Genomic DNA, 23078 nt, shown 5'->3' with positions numbered 1-23078 from the left:
CAGAAATGACTAAAGGCTATATCTTCGCCGAAGTGACCATTCGTTCGCCCGGAGCGGAATGGAACGAATACAGTAGCAAGGTCCAGGCTACGCTGGACGCATACGGCGGCACCTTTCTGATTCGGGGCGGTACTCAAAACGTGCTCGAAGGCGGGACCGACACGGGCACCATCGTGGTCCTCGAATTCGAGAGCCCAAAGAAAGCGGAAGACTGGTATGCATCGGCCGCTTATCAGACTATCCTGCCCCTTCGCCTTCGTAATGCGGACGCGCGTGTCATGTGCCTGTCCGGAACGGATTAACGGACAGACGAGCGACGCCGCGAGCTTCTCCGATGCAGCCGCGGCTTCGTCCGAGTTTCCGCTAAAAGAGCTGGACCTCGTCGAAAAGCACCTGGACGTGCTGAAAAAACCCAGCGAGCGACAACTTTCCCGGACTCGTCAAGCCAGAAGAAGTGGCGATGACTGCTATTCCTGGCGTCGACGAATCGAAGACCACGACCGGCCAGATTTTTGCGCCTGATGGTGGATTTTCGATCTCGTGAGGCGAAAGGGGTGGAAGAATCTGCGTCTCTACGCTCGTGCTGCCTCGTTGACGCGAACATATAACGGGAAGAGTATCGATACCACCCTCAAGAATGCGGCAGCGAACGCTTCGTCGACATCGGACTGTGGAATCGACGTGGTAGACTCAGCCGCCTATCAGAGTGGCCCTGTGCGCCTTGATTAAACGAACTCTCCTGATGGAGGCGCACACGGATTCGCGGACCGACCCCATTGAGAGGCATCGACGACATTGTCAGAAGCGAAAAAGCGAGTCGCACCATTCTCAGGTGCGCCTGTGGACGACACCGCCTCGGCTTCCGCCGGCAACGGCACAGGACGTCGCCGCATTCAATCGGCTGACAAGGCGACGGAAGTCCTGCTCGCGCTTGTCGAGGCAGGGAAAGCGGCGCCCTTGCGCGATTTGGCGCGTGCAGTGGACATGCCGAATAGCCTCGCGCATCGCTACCTCGCCAGTCTCATGGCGAGCGGACTCGCGGTCCAGGACGAGATCACGGGTCTCTACGACCTGGGACCTACCGCGCTTCGCATCGGCGCCTCGGCGCTCGGACGTCTGGATCCCCTGCGCCTTGCGAGCGAGGCCATGCCGCAACTAGTCGCGAGCACGGGGCTTCCTACGCTGCTCAACGTACTGGGTGATCGTGGTCCGACCATCGTCCGTTGGGAGCGCAGTTACGTTCCGTTCATCACCACGCTATCGGTCGGATCCACGTTCCAGTTGACTAATTCGGCCACGGGACGAGTGATGCTGGCGTTCATGCCAGAGCAGGTCCGGGATCATCTTATCGAGCTGGCAGTCTCCCGCAATCTCGAGCAGCCGCCTGCGAAGTTGCTTGAGCGCCTCGAAAAGATCCGCAAGCGCGGATACGACGAAGCCGAATCGGTCCTTATTCCTGGCCTTGCGGCTATCAGCGCTCCGATACTCGACGTTCAGGAGGAAGCGGTTGCTTGTCTGACCTTGATCGGCGCGAGCGCTGATGTCGGACGAATCAAGGCCAAGGCCATCAAGTGTCTTGTTGAAACGAGCACGCGAGTTTCGCAGGCTTGTGGAAGCAATGCATCGTTCTCTTGATCTCAGCACGATTTGGCGCAGCCCTGCGCCGAGCCACCGTCGAGTTATACGGTCGTTTCGGGTGTGGCGCGCCATGTCAGAGCCACGCGCAGACCCATCGCGTGGATGGTATCAAGTCTCTATTCGACGCAATCGACGAAGGCGCGGCACGGTCCCAGACTATCTTTATCTGGCAGCGTTCAAACGTCCGATGTGCTTTCGTACGGGTCTGTCGCGCATCGTTCCCTCTGTCGCCGCATCAACTCGTGCCTTCGCTTGACGAATGGCGTCATCGAACCTTGCTTCGGTAGCGACGTGCTTGTGGTCCAACGAGACATGCCACACGTCGTGCGGCTCTGCGGCTCTGCGGCTCTGCGGCTCTGCGGCGGCGATTGTTCCGCACGATGATCGATCCAGCCCTCCTCCGCCTTCATCGAAACTCCTGTTGCCGACCGACGTCCACAGTTTGTATTGCACGAATAATGAAGACCAATAGACGAAGCGGCGGCTTCGTTTCGATCAATCGATCATGCTTATAGTTTTTATCGGTGCGGACTATGAAGACGGAAACGGAAGAGGTGGTCCGGAGAAAAAGCAAAGCGGCCAAAGTTGGCCGCTTTCGACGAAGCTAATAAGCGCTAACAGCGTCAGGCGATCGATTCTTTCGACCAGCTGGCAAACCAGTTGCGGAACAATTCGTACTGCGTCTGTGCATAACGACGCTGCGCCTCGCTGAGCACATCGGTTTCGTTGAAGTGAAGCGTGTATTCCTTGTCGCCGTTGAGCACCATCAAATACTTGTAGTACAGCACGAGGTCGGTTCCTTCGTCGAACGACGAAAGCACGTTGAGCGCCGACTCCAGCTCGCGCGCCCGACGGCGTGCCGTCACATCGCCCTTGACGGCCTTGCGGCACAAATCGACCAGCAGCAGGACTTCACGCGGCAGCGCATTGCCGATGCCTGTGATGGCGCCCGTAGCGCCGCAGTTGACGAAGCCGTGGAACACTTGGGTGTCGACGCCCGCCATCAAGGTCACATCGTCGTCCTGGCTGGTGATGTGCTCGGCTGCGTAACGCATGTCCGCCGCGCCGCCGAATTCCTTGAAGCCGATCAGGTTGGGGTACTTGGCGCGCAACTCGAAGAACAGATCGGCGCGGGTGGCGAAGCCGTAGTAAGGGCTGTTGTAGATCACTGCAGGAAGCGCGGGCGCAGCTTCGAGAATCGCGGAGAAGTGGGCCTTCTGCGCGGCAGGCGAGGCGCCGCGCGAAAGCACGCGCGGAATGACCATCAGGCCGCCTGCGCCCACCTTCGCTGCGTGTGCCGCATGAGAGACCGCTTCCTTCGAATTCACCGCGCCCGTGCCGACGATGGTCGGAATGCCGGCAGCAACCAGGCGCGCCACGCCTTCCTGACGCTGCGCTTCGGTCAGAAGCGGCCAGTCGCCCATCGATCCGCAATAGACGACGGCACTCATGCCGAGATCGATGAGCTCGCGTCCCTTGGCGACGAGTGCATCGAAATCAGGCGTGCGCTCGGCCGTGCATGGCGTCATGAGAGCCGGAATGGTGCCGGTGAAGATGTTGTTGCTCATGTGCTTCCTTTCGACGTTGAATAGTTGGAAACCCGCATGACGGGGAAAATCGCGCCGCACCTTTCATGAGAAACGCTTCGGCGCGCCCGCCAATGACCTCGGCCATGTTGAGCAGTATCGCCATTCAAAATGCGCGCGGCTTGCGCCCATTCCCGACCCGAAAAGACGAATTCGGCACAGCCGGATGCGCGGCTATCGACGATCGGCGTGCAAAAGCACACGGTATTGACTGGGCGTCACGCCCACCGTGGCCTTGAATTGCCGCGTGAATGCGCTGTGATCGGTGTAGCCGCATTGCGTGGCGACATCGGTGATGCTGGCTTCGCTCGCGAGCAATCGGGACGCGGCATCGAGACGCGTCTTGAGCAGCATCTGCCGTGGCGTGAGATGGAAGATCTTGTCGAAGTAGCGTTCCATCTGCGCGACGGACATGTCGATGAGCGATGCCAGACGAGCCAGTTTCAGCGGCTGCGCGTAGTTGTCCTGGATGCTTTTCGCAGCGACCGCGAGGCGACCATAGGCAGGATGCGTATCCTCGGCCGCGCGCAGGTCCCGTGAAATGCCGGCGACGCCAAGAATCCGCCCATGCGCATCGTGCAAGGGCACCTTCGACGTCAGGCACCAGCCCGACTGCCGTCCCGGATACGGATGGAGTTCGAGCTGATCGATGAAGCGGCTCTGCGAACGCACGACATTGGCGTCCTGAGCCGTATAGACCTCGCCGAAACGCGCGGGAAAAACCTCCTCGGCGGTCTTCCCGAGCAACGCCTCTTTCTTCTTGCGGCCGCAGCGCATCACAAGCGTGGTGTTCACGATCAGATAGCGCGCCTTGTCGTCCTTCACGAAAAAGACCACGTCGGGCATCGCGTCGAACAGGGGCTCCAGGAGCGTGAAGTGAGCCACCATCTGCTGCAGCGATTGCACTTCGGTGGTGGCGGGCAGGAGCATTTCGGACATTGCGCTTACGAACGAGTGAGGAAGCGCCTGATTATCCTTTCAGGGAGCGCCCGCCCCATTCGTTACCCTTCCAGAAGGGTCTCGATGCGAGCAGGCGAGAACGGCGGACGTTGCCCGGCCGATCCGGTCGCTTCCCAGCCGAAGCAGAACGCCGCCGCCTCACCGCAGATCTTGCCCTGGCACGGCCCCATGCCGCAGCGTGTTTGCAGCTTCGCGTCGCGCCACGAGCGATGCAGCGCCGCCTCGCCGAATCTGACATCTTCGCAGCGGCAGAGGATCGTGTCTGGCGCAGCCAGCGCGCGCAGCTTCGCATCGAGCGAGAACGCGTCGTGCATGCGCCGCGCGAAGCGCCGATAACGTTCGCGTTCCGCAAAATGCACCCGCGCCCGCTTGCGCTCGCCGAGCGCCGCGCAAGCCGCGATACGACCTTCGAGCGCCGACAGTTCCATGCCGCCGACGCCCGTGCATTCCCCGGCGGCGTAGATATCGTCGACCGATGTGGCCTGCCATTCATCGACTCGCAGCGCCGCGCCGCCCGGCGTGTCGAGCACGTCGCAACCGAGCGCGCGCCCGATCTGCGTGTTCGGCACCAGTCCATACGCGCACGCCAGCCGATCGCAATCGATGCGCATGTCCTCGTCGCCACGGCGAACGCGCACGTGCGTGAGGCGGGCATCGCCGCACGCTTCTGCTACATGGGCATCGCGGTAATACGGCGTCGCGCGCAGATCGAAGCGCATCCGCAACGCCTGAGCGAGCTTAGCGGGCGTGTGCAGAAGGCCCATGGCGAAGCGTCTGACATCGCCCGGCGCCGCCTGCTCGACGATCGCCGCGACCTGCGCGCCCTGCTCCCGTGCCGTGACCGCCGCAGCCCAGAGCAGCGGCCCGGTTCCGGCGATCACGATGCGTTCGCCGCGCACCGGCGTGCCGCCCTTGATCAGCGCCTGCAATCCGCCCGCGCCTGTCACACCCGGAAGCGTCCAGCCGGGATACGGCAGGAAGCGCTCGCGCGCGCCGGTCGCCACGATCAGTTTCCCGTACCCGATTTTGAATCCACGTGTCGCGTCTTCGACGAGAATCTGGCGGTCAGGCAGCGCCTGTATCACGCGCGTACCGCCGAGATGCGTGATGTCCTTGTATTGCGCGAGCGCATCGATGGCTGCGCGCGCAGGGCCCTTCGGTGCATGGCGCGGACCCTGACGCCAGATCTGGCCGCCGGGCAGCGGATTGTCATCGACGATGCCGACCTTCGCGCCCGCCGCGGCGGCCACGCGCGCCGCGTGCAATCCGGCCGGACCGGCGCCGATGATAAGAATGTCGAAGTTCATGCAAATGTTCTTCCCGTCTCGATCGACATGCCCTCTGCGCAAAGCGTCTGGCAGGCCAGCCGGTGGCGCACGCCATCGATGGTGACGCGGCATTCCTGGCATACGCCCATGCCGCACAACGGACCACGTGCCGCACCGCTCACCGACCGCCGGGTGACCACGTCCGCGCCGCCCGCCGCGAGCGCCACCGCCGCCGCGACCGAACTGCCGCGCGTCACATTCACGCTGCGCCCGTCTATCCGGACCGTCACGAGCGCTTCAGACATGCGCGACTCCTTCACTGACGCCATCCGTGGCGCTCGTGCTGCGAAAACGCGCCGGCAAATACGGCGTCGGGTCGATGGGCACATCGTCCGGGGAGCCGGTCATCTGCGCCGCGATGAGTTTTGCGGTGCCGAGCGCGGTGGTCACGCCGAGACCCTCGTGGCCCGTCGCGAGCCACGTCGGAACGGCAAGGCCGTCGTCGTTCGCGAAGTGCGCCGCCGGGCCGATCAACGGCAGACCGTCGTGCGTCGCGGGCCGGAAGCCGGTCCACGCGCGGATCGCGTTGAGCGTGGGAAGCTGCGGAAGATATTCGCTCGCGCGTTGCAGCATGCGCGCCAGAATGGCGGGCTCGATGGCCGGATCGACGCTGTCGAACTGCCGCGACGAACCGATCAGCAATTGCCCGGTCGGACGCGGCTGCACATTGAACGCGACCGAGGTGCCCGTCGCGCTGTGCGCGCTCTTGATGTAGCCGAGTTCCAGAACCTGATGGCGGATCACGCCCGGATAGCGATCGGTAATCAGCAGATGCCCTTTCTTCGCCTGCATCGGCAGACCGGGCAGCAGATCCACGGCCTGGAGGCCATTGGCGACCAGCACCGCGCCCGCCGCGATGACCTCGCCATCCGCGAGCATCACTCCTTCGCGGGTCAGGCGTGAGACGGGTGCGCCGAGCCGGCACCTGACGCGTCCACGCCTGCCCTCTGCCGCAAGAAGCCAGTCGGCAGCCGAAGGCGCGTAGACCACGGCGTCATCGGGAATGATCATGCCGCCTCGCAAACCGTCGCGAAGATACGGCTCCGCCTCGCGCAACTGCTGCGCGTCGAGCATTTCACACGCGATGCCCTGACGCATGAGCGCATCCCGGCGTTCGGCCGCGAGATCGTATTCTTCGTCGTCGGCGGCGACCCAGACGGTGCCGCAGCGCACGAAAGCCTGGCGCGGGTCGAGGCGCGGCGCGAGATCGAGCCACAATTGCCGCGACCACGACGAGAGCGCGAATTCGGCTGGCGTGTCGTCCATCACGACGACATGCCCCATGCCCGCGGCAGTGACGCCTCCGCCGATGCCCGCGCGATCGAGCACGAGAACATCGGCGCCGCGGCATGCGAGCTCGTGCGCGCACGCCGCGCCGACGATGCCCGCCCCGACCACGACCACGTCGGGATGACTGCGTCTCAGGGCGGCACTCGTGTTCACGTGCGGATGCCCCACGCGAACGGATCGTCGCTTGCGAACACCAGCTTCGCTTCGGCGTTCACGTGCGCGGTGCCCCGGATGCTGGGCCGCACGAAGCCCGGCGCGAGGGCGTCATCGCGCTCATAGCGCGCCTCGAACACGCTCCCGACGATGCTTTCCTGCCGCCACAGCGCGTCCGGCGCGAGCAGGCCGTCGGCCGCGAGGCACGCGATCTTCGCACTCGTCCCCGTGCCGCAGGGCGAGCGGTCGTACGCCTTGCCGGGACACAGGACGAAGTTGCGGCTGTCGACGCCTTGCGTCGGCGACGCCGCGAACAATTCGATATGGTCGATGACCGCGCCGTTCTCGCCGGTCACGCCGTTCGCTTCGAGTGCTTCGCGGATGGCCCACGCGGCGTCGGTGAGCGCTTCGACGCGTGCGAAGTCGAGCGCCTGCCCGTGGTCGGAGACGAGGAAGAACCAGTTTCCGCCCCACGCGATGTCACCGTGCACACGCCCGAACGCCGGCACGTCCAGCGCCACGTCGGTCCGGTAGCGGTACGCGGGCACGTTGCGCACGGTCACGCTCTGGTCGTCGTGCAGCTCGGCTTCGACCACGCCGACCGGCGTCTCGATCCGGTGAACGCCAGGCTCGATCCGTCCAAGATGCGCGAGCGACGCGATCAGGCCGATGGTCCCGTGCCCGCACATGCCGAGAAAGCCGACGTTATTGAAGAAGATCACGCCTGCCGTGCAGGACGGATCGTGCGGTTCGCAGAGCAGCGCGCCGACCATCACGTCCGAACCACGCGGTTCGTTGACGATGCCCGCGCGCAGGTGGTCGAAGTCGCGGCGAAAGATTTCGAGTCGATCCGAAAGCGGGCCGCGACCGAGATCGGGGCCACCGGAGATGACGAGGCGCGTGGGTTCACCGCCCGTATGCGAATCGACGACGTCGATGTGAGAGAGTGTTTTCATGGCAAAAATCATAAGCGGCGACCACCCCGCAGTCTTGGTCGAACGCACCCGTGCCGATAACGATTTCGGCATAGCGGCGGCGCCGTGCTCCGGACGGGCGGGAAAGGAACGTGAAGCCGCCTGACGAACGGCGCCGCCTGAACGGCCGCAAAGGCCGATGACCGAGGATCACCGGCGTTCGACCGCCCTCCTTCACATTGAGATCGCCGCTGCGACAGAAGCCCCCCGATCGTCTCGATATATATGTCCCTTGGTCCTTCGCCTGGACTGTCATTGATGACCTGATCCCAGTCGTTGGCTGACTTCTCCGTTCCCAACGCCAAGCGACCTTCGCTCGAGAGGCCTGTATCGCCATGTATCGAGGAACATCAAAGTCTGCGGGGAAACTTGGCCGGAAGGTTGCTACCGCCGTTCGAAGTGTCATGCATTAGACAGGCCAAAGTTTGCGTTAAGGAACTTGTACCTCTCACCTGGACACGTTTCATCTCCACATAGTCTGCGGGAACCGCCACCAATAATGCTTTCAAAGCCGACAATAAAAAGGGGCGGATTGCCATAGTGCTGCACTGCATCAAAAGATGCCCTGTTGCGTTTTCAGACTTAAGTCGAGCGCTACTGAAAGGCTCGTAAGCTAGGCGCGTTTTGCAACCGAAGCCCTGATCCAAGGTGACCATCTGCACTCACCCCCTTGCGCAACCGGTGCACGCGGCTTCGCATTTTTCTGCAAACATCGCAACCGAAAAAAATCAACAATTCCAGTAGTGACGGAAGCGGTAACTTCACGCAAGCTGCTGCCCAACGAGCCACTGCCGCTCGATGAAACTGTTGAGGCCATCCCAATCATTAGGATGTCAAGACACGTCGAGGAACTTCCCTGGGGAATGGTACTTCAGTGCGGGATGCGGGTCTCGTTCGAGATGTTGTTCAAAGGCGTCAGCGAGGTGCAAGACCGCTATAAGCACATCAGCCCTAGTGCCTGCTCCTCGCTGTAGCTTTGCTTTACCGCTGCGAGCATCACATCACATACGACGTCGCCTCGATTGGGTCCTTCAGGATTTCAGCCTTCTGAGTCTTCTTGCGAGCAACCGCGGAGACCGTTGAGTCCGGTTTCAGGATTTTTTTACGATGGAGACCTTCTGCTGGATCGGACTCCGACGACGACCTTCCAGTTCGCTCAAAGATTGGCTAAAACAGTGCTGCGACCACCGGACTCCCGACAACTTATACTCGAGCGCTCCAGTTCGCAGTCCATTGCGTCGTTGAGTTGGCACCGGGCGATTCCGGCGCGAAGGATCGTCATAGTTCAAACCGACACGTCACCAAGCTCTGCCGCGAGCTACGGTTGAGTACTCGCGCTTTCCAGTTTGGCGGCCGGATGCTTGGGCATTGCGCCCGGGATGGCGCGCGTACATGCCAGCCAGCCGCTCTCCAAGAAAGCGTCCTGACCAGCAAGCGATGAACCGCGAGTCACAACCCGGCGTGCGAATGACGCTGTCGCGCGATTCACCGTCCTCGAACATCAGGATCAACTTCGCGCGCCGCACTTCCGCCGTACGCACCGTTCGGCTGCACGTCGCCGACAGCAATTGCTCGAGTTCGGTGTCGGTCAGATTAATGGTGCCCACAACCTAAAAAATCTGGTTCGTCAGAAAAATGTGTGGGTGGACGGAGACTCGGGGAGTTTCCCAAGTGCATGATATAGCGCGATTTCCGTCGCTTTGAAGGTCTTGAAACCATAGGCTTTTCTCATGATCACTTTTGCTTTGTTGTTCAAGCCCTCGACGAAGCCGCTGGAGAACTGCCCGCGCGCTCGGAAGTAATTGAGGATCAGCTCACGGTGGGCGCGCACGGTACGAGCGAACTTCTTCATCGGTTCGACGCGCGAGTACATCACCTGGGTACACCATTGATCGAGGAATTTGCCGGCCCAAACAGGTGAGATGTAATCCCAGAGTTGTTGAAATTCTTCTTTAAGCAGCCAGGCGCGGACGGTGCGCAAGTTGTATTGAAGTAGATCGCGCATGCGCAACCGCTGTTTGTCAGTCAGGTTTTCCTGTCGCTTGAGCAGGCACCAGCGGGACTTCGTGAGCACCGGCTCATAGCCATCGCGGCGCATGCGGCGGGCTTCCTCGGCGCGAACCTCATCGATCGCCTTGTTCATCTTGGCGACGATGTGAAAGCGGTCGAGGATGTTTAGCGCATTGGGGCAATGTAGCGCGATCATCTCGAGGTACGGCTTCCACATGTCTGAGCACACGAACTCGATCTTCTCGCAGAGCTGTTTTCGTACCACCGCGAAGAACTTGGCGAAACTGTCTTTCGTGCGCTCTTGTCCGACCCAGAGCAGCCGCGTACGTGCCGAGTTCGCGATGGCTCAGTCCCCAATCGACGACCCATTCCACTGCGTTGAAGACCTTCTCCCAACTGGTTCGGAAGCTCAATGCTGTTTCTTTCCAGGACAGCTTACGCGCCCATTGCGCCAGGAAGATCATGTAAGCGCGGGTGAGCGTGTGCTTGCCGTTGGCCCACGGCAGAGCTTCGACCTTCACGCCACAGGCACGACAATCGACGCGCCGCATGGTATAGAGCAGAAACACGGCGAAGCCCCAGACGGGGATAAGCTCGAAGCGGCGCTCCGTGAGCGAGTCATAACCCCGGGCAGGCTGGTTACAGCATGAGCAAATCGCCTTCGAACCCTTGCGCGGCCGAACGTCGATCCCGATGGATTGGGTTGCCTCGCACAGCCGTGCAGCTTCATATACAAAGCCTGGAAAATGATGACAGGCGTTAAGCAGACGGGTCAGCAACATGGTTAGCAAGCTCAGGACCGGCAAGGACAAAGCCGCCATTGTCACCGAACAGCAAGCGCTTGAGCAGTACGTTCCAGATCTGCACAACTGGCCTGCGTCGTGGCGAGTCGTCGACGAAGATATTTCGACTGGACGGACGATCGTGGCAATATTCACGCCGTTCCTTGAGCATCTCCTAACCTTGGGATGCACGCGCAAGACATTGCTTCGGCACCGCGATCACATTTGGATGCTCGGCGGCGAAATGATCCGACGCCGCCATGAAGATCCCGATCTCCTTACCCTTCAGGTGGAAACCCTCCTGGACAAACTCATCGAGGAAGACGGCGGACCCCTCATCTGGCCGGCTATCTCCGAGGCCCCACAAAATTCCTTTGATGCAACATGTCGCAAGCTCTATCAATATCTGGATCGAGCTTCACTTGGTTAGTCGCACATCCTTAATTCACCCACAGATTTCGCCGACGAGCCAAAAATCTAAACACAGACTGGAGTGCTGTTTCAATGCCGCGCTGGACTAGCTAATACTCACGAAGGGAATGAATTTCGACAGAATTCATCGATTCGATTGCCCGAATTCGCTCTCGTTGCTCCAAGGTGAACCTACTTCTCCGCAACCCAGCCGCCCGGATAGCTTCATCGCAGTCGCCCAGCCGTTGTCCCGATGCTAAGTTAGCAAGCCAAGAAATGACCCGTTCATGATAGGCCTGACAACTTTCAACCAGTTCCACCAGAACGGCCTCAAAAGTTCTGTTCCGACCCAATGCTCGACGAAAACCCGCTTTTTCAAGCATGGCGCTTCGCGTTGCCATGATCGGGGGCGTGGCCGATATTAGTTCTCGCCACGCCTCCCGAATCTGGTCAGAAGTCGGCTCCTTCAACCGGACGGACCCTTTTGTTCGCCCCGGCGACCGGTGACTCAGATTGAACGTGCGCAGCCAGACCTTGTCATTTTCAAATAGCGCTTTATAAACGGCAGGGTCGGCTTCAGCCGCCGCGCTGATGCGTCTTTGCGGTGAGGCGTTCTGAACCAACCGGCGCCATGTTGCGCGCAACTTCCTGACTTTACCCTGGGGCAGCGTCTTGAAATCGCTCACCCTTTCTTTATTCGCCCAATGCCTGGCGGTCGCCGAAGCAACACTCAATTGTTTTGCTGCATCGTTTATGCTCGCTCCTCTAACAATTAATGCGACACATCGGTTCCGATAGCGAGCAGCATACGAGAACGGGATGAGTTGTGCCACATCACATCGAGCCGCTTCCCGGATTCGGTATGATATACCACACGTACACACGAGCTTCCATCTGCCGTTTGTGTTCGGAGCAGACTTAAGGACATCAGCACTCCGATGCAATGCGCCTTTACATGAGTACGTTTCGGGAGCTGGTTCCGCGACTTCGGCTACGTTTGGGCCTTTAGTGCTGATCTGCGGCGAATATGAACCTGGCAATTCAATATGGTGTTCAAGAAACGACTCTGCCGCGATAAACATAAATGGGTGCGCGCACTCGGCACGCACATTTTGTTCCGACAAACGATTGACCCATTTCGACACTTTTGCGGCAGTCATGCCAGTCACGTGGCAATATTCTACCCCAAAATAATCTAACCAAGTCGAAATCATTGCTTCGTGATTGATCCGAGAGCGTGCCCGCACAAAACCCACTTCTTTGATCATATCGCGATATATCTTATTTGGCTTGCATATCCTACCTTCCGCTCTCTGCAGGCTGCTTCTCTTGGCAATATCCTCTACAGCGCGCTTCTCTGAGGCAGTCAGCCGCTTCAGAACTGTCTCATCAGATGTGTTAATGAGGCGTAAAACAGTCTGGTCAAAATAACTGTTAGATTGCGGCCTGTTCACTGATTTCAATATACACGCGTGCTTAAAACAGCAATACACTCCAGCTAGCTGATGATCAATCCTCCAATAGGGTGTCTGCCGCTTCTCAATCCATTCCGCCAGACACGCTTCACAATACCGCAATGTCGCGGTGCGCTCGCCTTTCAATCCAAAAATTCTCAACCCGAATGGAAACTTTCCATGCGCATGAGACGCAAGCATCACCTGAAGTATCGTTCGTCGTATCGATTCCGAGGCCATCATTGTTGCGTATTGATATTCTGTATGCTCCTTGACTATCTCGGCCCCCGTCAAGTTCCAGTAATCGCGCGTTTGCTCCGCAAGATGATCGATAGCTATTGGAAGCCGCGACCGTGGGTCAGATTCACAGCCGAAAAGCGATCGCCGCAATGTCCACGTGGATTTCAGACCGATTAGCTCAATATAGCGTCCAAAATTACTATTGAGAGTCTCGCCTTCTTTTAGTGGAAGCAACGCGATGGCCATAGAACCGCTCCTTGTCTCGAAAATAGAGTGACGAACACCCGATAACGCTAAGAACCACCTTTATGGCAAAGCCTACGTTTTCAGCGCATATCGCGTTATACGACCACAACAGGAACCGAACCAGCCTATCTCACCCTCGATCGATTCGGCCTAACGCAATCAAAAAAGACCAAGCGCCGTGCGAGACGCCGCAGCATCCCGGTGGAAAACCAGTCTTATACGCCCGAGATATTTGCGTGACGGGCAGATGCTCATCAACGAGCAGTTGCGCCCATTTCCTCGCCGGACGGGGGAATTTTGCTCTTCGGCCCGATGAGCGACAGACGCCTGCGACACGTCCGGTTTGTGAAGTTGAACTCCACAAACCAATCATGGTCGTATTGTTGCAATGCCCTATACAGCTTTGGGTCCATTCGATGAGCCGAAGTGATTCTACTGTTCGGCTGAGTGCTGCTTACCAGAGAGCACCAACGGTCGCGCATACATTGAATCTCCTCCCTGGAGAAATTCCTTCCCTTCCAAAACCCAGCGTTACGGGCCCAACGCAAGAATCTCGCATTTACTGCATAAGGTTGTTGTGATACAGCTTGACCACTGGCATCATCGGCTGATCCGATACAGACGAGGCTGCGATACCGCAGAGCGTAAGCCATCACCGTCGAATGGATCTTTCGGATTGGCGACACGTCAGACGATCGACACGATAATCCGCAGGACCGTGCCAATTCCCAGCCGGCTTCTGCTCTTGAGCAGTCTCTGCAGTCGTGATCCTTACGGTAAAGGCCCTCATCGTTTGGCGGCTTACCGACGCCGTCAGACACCGCATTTTCAGACTTCTCGTTCAAATCGGTTCCTTGAGCTATCGTCGGGTGCTTCATCGAAGGCACAAACGATCCAGGCAAGGCACACAAGCGATTCAGCAACGACTCGGCGGCAATGAACATGAGCGGGTGAGAAGCATTCTCGTCTCTCCCTGGATCGACGATGTTTCGCAGCCAAACTATCATCTTTTGCCGATCTAAACCCGCCACCCGGCAATACTCGTGGCCGAAATGATTCAAGACACAGGCGACAAAGGCATGGTTGTCCGTCCTGCCGTTAGCCCAAACAAATTTTGCGTCGCGAAGTAATTCTCGATAGGCGGCAGCCGATGGAAGATTATTGTTCGACATCCTGTAGTGCGCGCTCCGTTTAGCTATATCATCGATCGCGCTTCTCTCGGACCATGACACCCGAGTCAATACGTCTTCATCGGCTCGACCCTTCAACTCCAACACAGTCGGATCGGTGACATTTGCTGACAAGCCCGAGTTAGTCACTTTAACCATACGTGAATGGCTAAAGCAAACATACACGCCTGGCAGTTGATGATCGACCATCCAATGAGCGGGGATCCCCTTCGCTTTCCACTCAGACAGGCAATCTTCGCAGTATCGAAATCGTGTGACGAGTTCTCCACTCCAGCCACAGGCACTTCGTCGTGAACATCTGCCAGCAGGTAGCTTTAGCATATCCGATCGCATCGCCTCTCTCTGGCTCTCCGATAGTGTCAAGGTCGCGTAGTGGAACTCCGTGTGGCCATTTATGATTGCCTCTGAGGCTAGCTGCCAATAGTGTCTCGCTTCTGCGGCGAGATGATCGATTCCGCTCGGGAGTCGTATTTCCGGCTTACAAGGATAGCCGAAAAGACGCTCCCTAAGAGGCAACGTGGTCTTCAGACTCATGAAGTCTCTATAACGTCCGATATTGCTGCTGATGGTTTCACCACTCAACAACGAAAACAACGCGATAGCCATAACCTTCTCCGTTTTCTCATGACCGAGTTTCAAATGCTCAGCACGCGCGTCGTACTCTCATAAAGCTTCTATTTGGGTTTCCGCGCGCATGGGTTCCTCACCGATCAACGCAGCGTGAATGAGCAGACAACAGATCGATTCTCCCAGAATCGCGACGCGTGAAAGCTGCATCCACGAAACCACCTTGATGCTGGCTACTGGACTTCAGGCTGGGGGGCACACAAGCCTCCCCAGTGCCGGAGTTGTTAATCAATCTCCTCCTTCGACTCCTTGCTCTTTGTCTTTAGTGATACCGCCGGCGATTTCCGTTGATAGAAACGGCGGGCTGCCTCATTACTCAGCTCTTGGGATGACGCCGCAGGATACTCTTTTTGAACTCTGTCAATGAGCGACGATGCCAGCTCTTGCGGTATTCCCAGAAGCAGCAGTCTAGACACGGCACTAATCGATGACTCGTTCTTATCATGTTCCATCGCCGCCTCATAGTAGCGATGACGCTTCGCCTCCCCCTCCATCGAGTCAACGATGTCGTCCAACGTATCGCCCAGCAAGTCGTCGTATTCTGCCATGCGCGCCTTATTACCGGATCGCACCGCGTTTATCATAGGTCGCAAGGAAGTCATCTTCTCATCGAATACGTCTCTAATGATTTTCCGAGTCAACCTCTCTTCTCCGGATGAGATTGCTGCGTATTGCGCCAGTTGAAAGAGAGGAATCGCAATTCCCGGCAATCCTTGGGTCAGGAAATAGAAGTACTTCCGCATGCTGTCCGTCAAGGGTACCGGATCGGCAAGCCACTGGTATTTTTGCAGTTGATTACAAAACCTTTTCCAGTCGTCCTCATTTCTCATTCCATTCCAGACGATCACGCCTTGACTGCTAATACGCCTCGCCGAACGCAACGTCTTCCGGAACAACTGCGAGGCTTTCGGAGTGCCACTGACGATCACCGGAATTCCAACTACATTGGTAAGGTTGACAAAGAAGTCAAACAGTGGGTCGTTCTTTGCGACCGCGTGCAGCGCGTTCTGCATTTCATCAATGACAATCAGGCCAGTGTGGTGCCGTCGACAAATACGGTGAAGTTTATTCGCGTAATCAGCCAACGTGGCTCTCAGACCCACTTCCCTCGTATAGTCCGTACCGAGCAGGTCGTCAAACGTCAAGATCAGAAGCTTGAGTGTGTCCTTAAGACTAGCACTCTTGGGACAGTCGACCTTGATCCACACGACCTGGTTGAGCCCGTGCTCCTTGTGACTCACAACTTTCGGAAACAGCCGCAGCGCGGACTCCAACGCCGTGGATTTGCCGCCTCCTGAGAGCCCGAAGACGCCTGCACAGTATGCGTGTGAACGCTGATGGGGATAGATTGGAACCAACTGCCCATCTTGAGCGAGCTTGTAACGATCTTTGATACCTTGCGCATAGTCGTCTCGCAGTTCGTTGCCAAGGTAATGTTGGCGAACGATAATCTGCAAGGTGCTCACGACGTCCAGATGAGCGGGAAGAGCGACGACGAGCCGCGATAGTCGCCCAACCGCATGCATACGATACTCCTCAGACTTGGTGCGTTCGCTTTCAGAAAAGGCAACGGGGACGTCAAGGGCCTTTAAAACCGATTTCTGATCCCAGACAGGCCCCAACGCCGAGATAAGAGGATTGTTCCGGTACTCGGGCAGCAGGTCGTCGCCGCTGTAGTAGCATGCCTCAACCGCCTCAATACACTGCCTCACCGGCTCAGATTGATTTGACGTTTCACCTGACATCGGTTTGGTGACAGATTTCTTGCTTGTCATAATCGGCTCCTATGCATCCATTGCCGCGAGCAGTTCTCGCGCACGCTTCTCGCGGAGGTCTTTCGCGGTCATGCGATCGGACTCGTCCGCAGACGGGTTACCGTCACCTACCGATTGCTCAAAGGCGTCTCCTTCGTCGTTATACGTCTCTTGCGTGACCGGACGGTCCAAAATGGCTTCTTGTTGAGCGTTCTTGATCAACTTTATGAATGAAGTGCCAGCCCGTTTGTTCTGCCTGGGGCTTCTGGCTCTCTGCGAACGCCCCTCTGCACACGACGTCGATTCTGCGGACCGCTCGATTTCGCGAGACTCGTCCATGTCGTCGATGTCCGGCCGCTTCATGCCTGCATCTTTCAACGCGCTTGACGTTTTGGAGACAGCTTCCTTAGCAATCTTCGCAATGTTGTGGTCCGTCATCGCGCGCTCGGGTTCGCAGGCCTCCTCACTCATCCCTCGGTTAGTCGCATCAAGGTCCGTATAGAGTTCCTGTTCGCGGTACGTGAGCCCACATACCTTGTCAAGTTCATGCTCAGAGAGAGGACACGAGATGGGCTCGCCCAAACCATGAAGTTGAATGCAGCTGTTATCAGCAGAGTCGTAACCGATTTCAACGCTAGTCTCGGTTTTCTGGCCACGGAACATAGCCTGCCGCTCAATGAGCGATAGGGTGGGACAGGCATAATGCATCCCGTTGTGAGCGATTCCCTTTCCATCTATCGTAGCTGTCGTCTTCGGCATGGCTATTGCGCGAAATTCGTCTACATCGACATGTCTCCCGCAACCATTGATCTCAGTGCCGTACCTCCAAAGATTAAGCGGAGTTGGTGCAAGCCCGCGGTCGACCATCTCCGGAGGCGTCGGATAGCCCCGGATGATGTGCTTGTTATAGCTTAGTACTGCATAACAGACGACGCGGCGAAAATCGACGATATCAAGAGCGGCATGATAAGCCGGATGTTCGACGCCACGGGCAAACGACTCTTTCTCGACGACCCCCGGTACAAGTGAGTTCCAGATAGCCGGGATTATGCCGAATCGCCGCTCCATAATGGCCCGCATGTCTGGGCGATAGGACGGAGGATTCTGCATTTCGATCCGAAAATGGATGATCAAAGAATGTCCCTTATGTACACTGCTTACCTCGCCTTGATCGGCGTACAGCGTTTCACACAGGCGATCCGCTGGCCATTGTTTCTCCTCGATTAGAATACCGAGTGATTCGCAAAATGGGACCTTTGGACTCACGGCGTTCGCAAGCGCCATCATCGCCCCATTCCAAGACGGCGGCTCGAATGTTAGGTAGAAGCCAACAACCATCGCCGTGTAGTCGTCGACAACGAGATAGAGAACCGGTCTGCCGATCACCTTCGTACGCAAGACCTGACCCACCAGGTAGATATCAACGACAGTCGCATCAATATGAAAACGCTCGCCGGGCCCCCGTGACGTTCTTAGTCGCCCCTTTAAGGGTCGCTCATGCAGTAGATACTTCCTTAGACCGACCTTGCGGATGCGACGCTCTTCGTAACTGTAGTTCCGGTAGATATGGTATTGAAGTTGCCGAACAGTCAGAACGATACGACGATCGAGGTTCAGCTCGACCATTTCCCCCTGCTCGTTGTAGACGACCCTATCGCGCAGAAATTTGTCCTCGATCCACCTTATCGCCTGCGCCAATGTCTTCTGGGCCCGCTTTCCTTTCGAGTATTCGAAAGAAAAGTAATAGTCGGCCGCGAGTTCAAGCAGGCGTCGCACCTCCTCGTTACGAGCGGAGGCCTTCAATTTCCGGCGTTTCGGCATCCCCCCGGGAGCAAGCTTCCAATTCCGCTGCTGGCCTCGCCCTCCGCACCGATCGTAATCGTCGGAGGCCGCCGCAGGTGTCATTCCTTGTTGGCAAAAACGGCGAAAGGTCCTGTATACCATGGACTCCGATACGTCCGAGACTGCACAATATCGCAGGATTCGCTTTCTGCGCGTTTCCGGATGAAGCAGTTCCTCGAATTGATCCCCGTAAGTCGAAGGTTCAGGCCGTTGTCCGTCGATGTTGTCCGGTAAATCGAAGGTTAGTAGCCCGCATATCAGCTTCCAACCTTTCGACTTCTCGGGGTTGTGTGCGATTTCCCGGTACTTCTCGGACCTACGAGACAGACCAAACGCTGGAACACGTCTCCGTGCTGACACATTACCTGGAAGCTTCGCAAGTTTCTCGAGGGCAAGCTCGGGCTCCACGTTCGTCGACAGCCGAAGCAGCAGATCGTCCGTTTTCGTCTTGAACGGTGAAGCTCTTCGATAAGATGCCGACTCCGCTTTATGTTCGATATCGATGAGATGGGTCCACCTAGAGTTCCTCCCGGTTTTCAAGACAATATAGATGCGGTCACCGTTACGGTCTTTGAGTACGTCGCCGACGGCTATTCCGCTTGGACAGGTCGATTGCATGAGCATTCGAGCCTCCGTTAAGGTAATTGCGAAACCGTTGTAACATCAAACCGCTGGCCGCCAGATTTCGGCGAGCCGCAAACTGAGCGGGTCGGACACGTCGAGATCAAACGCTAGTCGTTTCGCACCAGCGAGTTGTCGGAAGGCGCGTACACCTGACCCCAACTGGAGTTGCAGCGTACGGTCAACTAGTCCGCATGCGTCGATGACCCGCATCTCTTTCTGCCGTCGAACAAGCCGAAGGAGCGCATGTTGGGCGGCCACCTCAGCGTCAGAAAGTTTTCGGCCGACCGTGTCGTTGTGCGCGCGGAAAATCCACGCTAAGTTCCTGGAACGGCGCGCATGCATGCCGTGAGCCCTGACCACGGTATACGAAGCGCCCTCGTCTTCCCAGGTTTTTCGCTCAATGAGTTGCGAGCGCGTCAGTTCGCCCTTCTTGGAGCCGCGGGTCGATTTGACCGACCTCGCCTCCCGATGGTACGTGGCGCCTTGTTCCGTGATGTAAACGAGGCATGTGCTCAGCACCGCAAGTTCGCCGAGGTGCTGATAGACTGGATGCGCAACATTGATTGACGCCGCCGCTCTCTGGGTTTTATTACGGTCAAGGGCTACCTGATCATAGATAATCTTCACCTCGGACCGGTACCAACCCTCGAGGAATTCGGCATGCTCTGCTTCGTTTAACGAGTGGAGTTCCCCACCTGCCGCCTTGCTGCATACGAGTCGCGTTTTGATGCCACAGCCCGGCCGATCCCGGGTGTGCTGCCAACGCTGATGAGATCCCTTATCGTTGGCGATCGCTTGTTCCTTCAGCTTTCGCGTCAGCGTTCCCTTTCGAATCCGCGACGTACCCGTCGTCATGTCACCCTCCTATCAAGAAACTCCCCTGGAGATCCGGTCGGGATCTCGAGAGGAAATAGAAAGCCCCTACCGTCCGATCCATCCCGCGAGCGAAGCGGGGCCATTCGATGCAACTACGCTTGACCGCTTTTTGCGTTGAGGAGGAGCGCACACGTACTGCGCAGCCTCCGTCAAGACCGCGTAGACTCGCGCTCAGCAGTTCCGCGGCGCTTTGACGCTCATGCTTAAGCGCCAAACACCTCGCGGAGAAGACGATTGACGGCAAAGGCGTTCCGATATGCCCGGGCGTATTTGATCCGTTCGTGCTCGGAAAACGTGGAACCGGCCATGCCGTCCCTTGTCCGGTGGTGCTCGCACTCTCGGGGGCTGCGTGCGTTCTTCCGCGTATGGGTGCCGAGGCTTCGGCGTTCTGCCACCATCGCACCCGGCGCCGGAGCCGGTGTTTTTCGCATTTTCCACGCGGAGACCTCGGGCTCGGTATCGAGCGCGAGGCGCGGCGTCTCACGACCTGCGCAGACACTGACGCGCCTCACCGAGAGAACCGGTTGACAGATCACGACGATGCCAAGCGTGCGCAGGTGAAACATCAGTAGACGAGAATCACCGTATCGCGAATCGACAGAACATGCGACCGTCGCGCCGACGTTTAGGAGCGCTACTAGGTTCGAAGCCACGACCCCCGGTGACAGCAGCCATTGGTCGATTCCGTCGATGCCGACAAAGACCGGCTTGGTCGGATGTCGAGCGGATCGTTCTGCCACCCAAATTTTGGCCCGCTGAAGCTGATTGGGGAGTTCGCCTTTTCGACACGAGATCAAGAGCGTTCGCCCCGGATCGGACCAGTGCTGGCGCAGACATGCCTCCAACGCACTTCTTCTGGCGAACGCGTCCTGCCCATCAACGAAGCGAATTACTTGCGGCTCGTGAACGCTCCGCGCGACCGTCTGGGGGGGCAGCGGGGGCCTGCGGTCGCTTGGTGATTCGTCGACGGTGAACGTCCGGCAGGCGTCTGCGAAGGCGCATGGCGCTGTGTCCTGCGATGGTTTCGTGCAGCCCGCAGGGCGATGCAGATACCTCCCATCGACTGTTGGGTTTGTATCGCCTTCCAGCCCGCTATCGCAATAGCGGGATCGAGCTTTCACAACTTGCTCAGATTGCATGAAACTGACAGACGAGTTCATACTTGCCTCCATTCCAAGGCACTTGACAAGAGGCCGGATTGGGCAGAGTATGAAAACTGTAGTGTTGTACTCTGCCAATCAGGGCGCAACGGACGGGCGTACGGTCCCCCAACCGTGCGCCCGTTTTTCAATGGCTCATGGAATTCTACGGACCGTGGTTCATAGTTGAGTTCCTCTTGAGTTTGATGCGCTGGACGAGCTAGACGGTCATACGAGAGGACGCGTTCAGGTTGCGGGATCGCTCCAAGGCGCGCCTCATCCCATCCTCCAAGTCGCTGCTCGCGATAAACCTGGAAGCTTGCGTGGTAGCGGCTAAATGTTCGGGTTCCCGCATCTAGCCACGGCTTTGCGGTTGAACGCAAGGGCACCGTCGCCCCGTTTTCCCCAGGCGTCAAACCGGTGCACTGCAGCATGATCCGGGGCAAATGCGATGTCCCAAAGACAACGCATTCGATCATTTTTCGACTGCGGTTGTCCCCAACCGCGAAGCAAAAATGGCCATTGAGGTGCGCGTGCAGCAATTCCAGTGGCGAACCGGTTGCAAAGTCAACCAATGGGCGGACCGGCGCGCGCACGCACGTCGCCGGTCGCAAGAGGTGGTCCACTCCCTTTTCAGGAATCGCGCATTAGTTGAGATCTCAACGACTTTTCGGCCACCCAAGCGACCTGACTTTTCGAACGTCCAAGGCCACCTATTGGGCCGCCGTCGACGGACGTTCGCACGTGTGTCATTTGTTGCATGGCCGAGAAGCCTGACCATTCCTTGGGTGACAGACTTGCGGTGTGGATCGTATACGCCGGCCATCGTGGTCTGGCCGGGCACGGTCTCCCGGAGAAGAACCATCATTTGGTTGTGAACGCAACGTTTTTCCTCGTCCTACCCAAACACGACGTAGACCTCCCCGGAACCGAGGCGGCCCATAACGTCATCCCTCGCTTGTACACGGAAAAGTGCAGCGGTGCGAGAGATAAGATCGAAAGCGCCTCGACGTCATGAACACTCACCCGCCGACAAGCCTTCGACTTCGTTATGGACCTTACTTCGTTAAAGTCGTTGCGATGTCACCCGACGTTTTCTCAGTTGCGGTCTGCGTAATTCGCTGCATCGCGCACTGATGAGACGTGCCTTCGGTTTACGCGAAACCCCAAGCCGTTGTGTCGTGTTGCGTTGCGCAAAGTCCTCCAACCTCGTCACCATCGTCGTTTTTTCTGATTTACTTTTCGTAACAATTTTACGGGCACCGACGCCCCGTCGGATTCACTGCGGCGGAGGTGTGGTCGCCTCGATCGACTCTATGCTTCCGATGCGACCCTGCAGCCTCGGCAATTACGTCCCTATGCGCAACGCCTAGGAATCCGCGCGGCAGACAGAATTTGAGCTGCCGGTACTGACGCCACATCGTGCGGCGTCAACGCCGATTGCGGTTTGGTCCGCCATTGCGCGCAAAAATGGCTTTCCCGGCGGCGAAATCAGGGCAATGTTGTCCCCTTCGGGACTTACGCAGGCGTCATTTTCGACATTCTGCGTAGGTTCAGCGCCGCGCAGACGAGTTTCCATTCGGCCTGGGCCTTGGCCAGTCCGCGCATGCTGAATTGTCGAAATCCGAGAACGCTCTTTACCCAGGCATTCGGCGGTTCGGACAGCCATTTGCGCTTTCGATAGGCCGCCTGAGTTTGCGCACAAGTAAACTTGTCGGCCATCGCAGCGCATTGCGGGCGCTTCCGGGCATCGACCTTCACCTCTTTCTTGCCCTCGCGTCCGGGCGCCACGATCAACTCGGCGGGGTGCTCGCGCAATTGTTCGAACGTCGCCTCCGAGCGGTAGCCCGCATCGGCAAGGACTTGCTTGGGGGCGGCCCCGGCGTCGCGCGCTACCGCCGCCAGAACGATCGGCAATTGGCCGCTGTCGGCAGCACAGTTACCCAGTTCGGCC

17 protein-coding genes and 1 pseudogene are annotated in these 23078 nt (G+C 58.1%); 3 read left to right on the top strand and 15 right to left on the bottom strand.

The window, feature by feature from the left end; genetic code table 11:
• Window positions 1–5: 5 nt before the first annotated feature.
• A complete protein-coding gene (locus tag AWB78_RS35530; protein ID WP_062611379.1) occupies window positions 6–302 on the top strand; it encodes a DUF1330 domain-containing protein in 297 nt (98 codons plus the stop codon).
• A 538-nt stretch (window positions 303–840) separates the two neighbouring features.
• The gene (locus AWB78_RS35525; protein ID WP_062611377.1) at window positions 841–1635 is read left to right on the top strand and encodes an IclR family transcriptional regulator; all 795 of its coding nucleotides are present in this window, start codon (window positions 841–843) and stop codon (window positions 1633–1635) included.
• 626 nt (window positions 1636–2261) lie between these two features.
• On the opposite strand, the gene AWB78_RS35520 is transcribed toward AWB78_RS35525, so the two are convergent.
• The 8 genes and pseudogenes from AWB78_RS35520 to AWB78_RS35485 form a co-directional block, all read right to left on the bottom strand.
• Window positions 2262–3206 carry a dihydrodipicolinate synthase family protein gene (locus AWB78_RS35520; RefSeq protein ID WP_062611375.1) on the bottom strand — a complete coding sequence of 315 codons (945 nt, stop codon included), beginning with the start codon at window positions 3204–3206 and terminating at the stop codon, window positions 2262–2264.
• Between the two features lie 192 nt (window positions 3207–3398).
• Window positions 3399–4163 carry an AraC family transcriptional regulator gene (locus AWB78_RS35515; RefSeq protein WP_062611374.1) on the bottom strand — a complete coding sequence of 255 codons (765 nt, stop codon included), beginning with the start codon at window positions 4161–4163 and terminating at the stop codon, window positions 3399–3401.
• A gap of 62 nt (window positions 4164–4225) precedes the next feature.
• Window positions 4226–5491 carry an FAD-dependent oxidoreductase gene (locus AWB78_RS35510; protein WP_062611372.1) on the bottom strand — a complete coding sequence of 422 codons (1266 nt, stop codon included), beginning with the start codon at window positions 5489–5491 and terminating at the stop codon, window positions 4226–4228.
• Window positions 5488–5757 (bottom strand): 2Fe-2S iron-sulfur cluster-binding protein, encoded by a 270-nt coding sequence (locus tag AWB78_RS35505; protein ID WP_062611370.1) that lies wholly within the window; start codon window positions 5755–5757, stop codon window positions 5488–5490. The genes AWB78_RS35510 and AWB78_RS35505 overlap by 4 nt, the downstream gene beginning before the upstream one ends.
• Complete coding sequence (locus AWB78_RS35500) at window positions 5750–6970, bottom strand: NAD(P)/FAD-dependent oxidoreductase (protein ID WP_082883536.1); 1221 nt, start codon at window positions 6968–6970, stop codon at window positions 5750–5752. The genes AWB78_RS35505 and AWB78_RS35500 overlap by 8 nt, the downstream gene beginning before the upstream one ends.
• Entirely contained in the window at window positions 6952–7911 is a 960-nt protein-coding gene (locus AWB78_RS35495; RefSeq protein WP_062611392.1) for a 4-hydroxyproline epimerase, read from the bottom strand. Before AWB78_RS35495 ends, AWB78_RS35500 begins: the two co-directional genes overlap by 19 nt.
• A 1316-nt stretch (window positions 7912–9227) precedes the next feature.
• Window positions 9228–9536: a hypothetical protein gene (locus tag AWB78_RS45955; protein WP_198399418.1), complete on the bottom strand. Its 309-nt coding sequence runs from the start codon at window positions 9534–9536 to the stop codon at window positions 9228–9230.
• Between the two features lie 20 nt (window positions 9537–9556).
• Window positions 9557–10721, bottom strand: a pseudogene (locus AWB78_RS35485) (ISL3 family transposase).
• Here AWB78_RS35485 and AWB78_RS35480 point away from each other — a divergent pair.
• Complete coding sequence (locus AWB78_RS35480) at window positions 10720–11151, top strand: hypothetical protein (RefSeq protein ID WP_062611366.1); 432 nt, start codon at window positions 10720–10722, stop codon at window positions 11149–11151. The pseudogene AWB78_RS35485 and the gene AWB78_RS35480 overlap by 2 nt on opposite strands.
• 91 nt (window positions 11152–11242) lie before the next feature.
• On the opposite strand, the gene AWB78_RS44205 is transcribed toward AWB78_RS35480, so the two are convergent.
• The 7 genes from AWB78_RS44205 to AWB78_RS35450 all read right to left on the bottom strand — a co-directional run.
• Window positions 11243–13072 (bottom strand): TnsD family Tn7-like transposition protein, encoded by a 1830-nt coding sequence (locus tag AWB78_RS44205; protein ID WP_074173608.1) that lies wholly within the window; start codon window positions 13070–13072, stop codon window positions 11243–11245.
• Between the two features lie 254 nt (window positions 13073–13326).
• The gene (locus AWB78_RS46990; RefSeq protein ID WP_157697723.1) at window positions 13327–14868 is read right to left on the bottom strand and encodes a TniQ family protein; all 1542 of its coding nucleotides are present in this window, start codon (window positions 14866–14868) and stop codon (window positions 13327–13329) included.
• Window positions 14869–15113: 245 nt separating this feature from the next.
• Window positions 15114–16664, bottom strand: a complete 1551-nt coding sequence (locus tag AWB78_RS35475) for an ATP-binding protein (protein WP_062611364.1) — start codon at window positions 16662–16664, stop codon at window positions 15114–15116.
• A gap of 9 nt (window positions 16665–16673) precedes the next feature.
• Window positions 16674–19109, bottom strand: coding sequence for a TnsB C-terminal domain-containing protein (locus AWB78_RS35470; protein WP_062611361.1), 2436 nt, complete (start codon window positions 19107–19109; stop codon window positions 16674–16676).
• A gap of 39 nt (window positions 19110–19148) precedes the next feature.
• Entirely contained in the window at window positions 19149–19964 is an 816-nt protein-coding gene (locus AWB78_RS35465; RefSeq protein WP_062611360.1) for a TnsA endonuclease C-terminal domain-containing protein, read from the bottom strand.
• A 224-nt stretch (window positions 19965–20188) separates the two neighbouring features.
• Window positions 20189–21145 carry a hypothetical protein gene (locus AWB78_RS46985; protein WP_157697722.1) on the bottom strand — a complete coding sequence of 319 codons (957 nt, stop codon included), beginning with the start codon at window positions 21143–21145 and terminating at the stop codon, window positions 20189–20191.
• 1497 nt (window positions 21146–22642) lie between these two features.
• A partial coding sequence (locus AWB78_RS35450) for a transposase (RefSeq protein WP_157697721.1) occupies window positions 22643–23078 on the bottom strand: 436 nt, incomplete at its 5' end.

The organism is Caballeronia calidae (genome assembly GCF_900044055.2).
GTDB lineage: Bacteria > Pseudomonadota > Gammaproteobacteria > Burkholderiales > Burkholderiaceae > Caballeronia > Caballeronia calidae.
The sequence above is the reverse complement of the archived record's forward strand: the minus strand, read 5'-3'. Positions and strand labels throughout refer to the sequence as shown.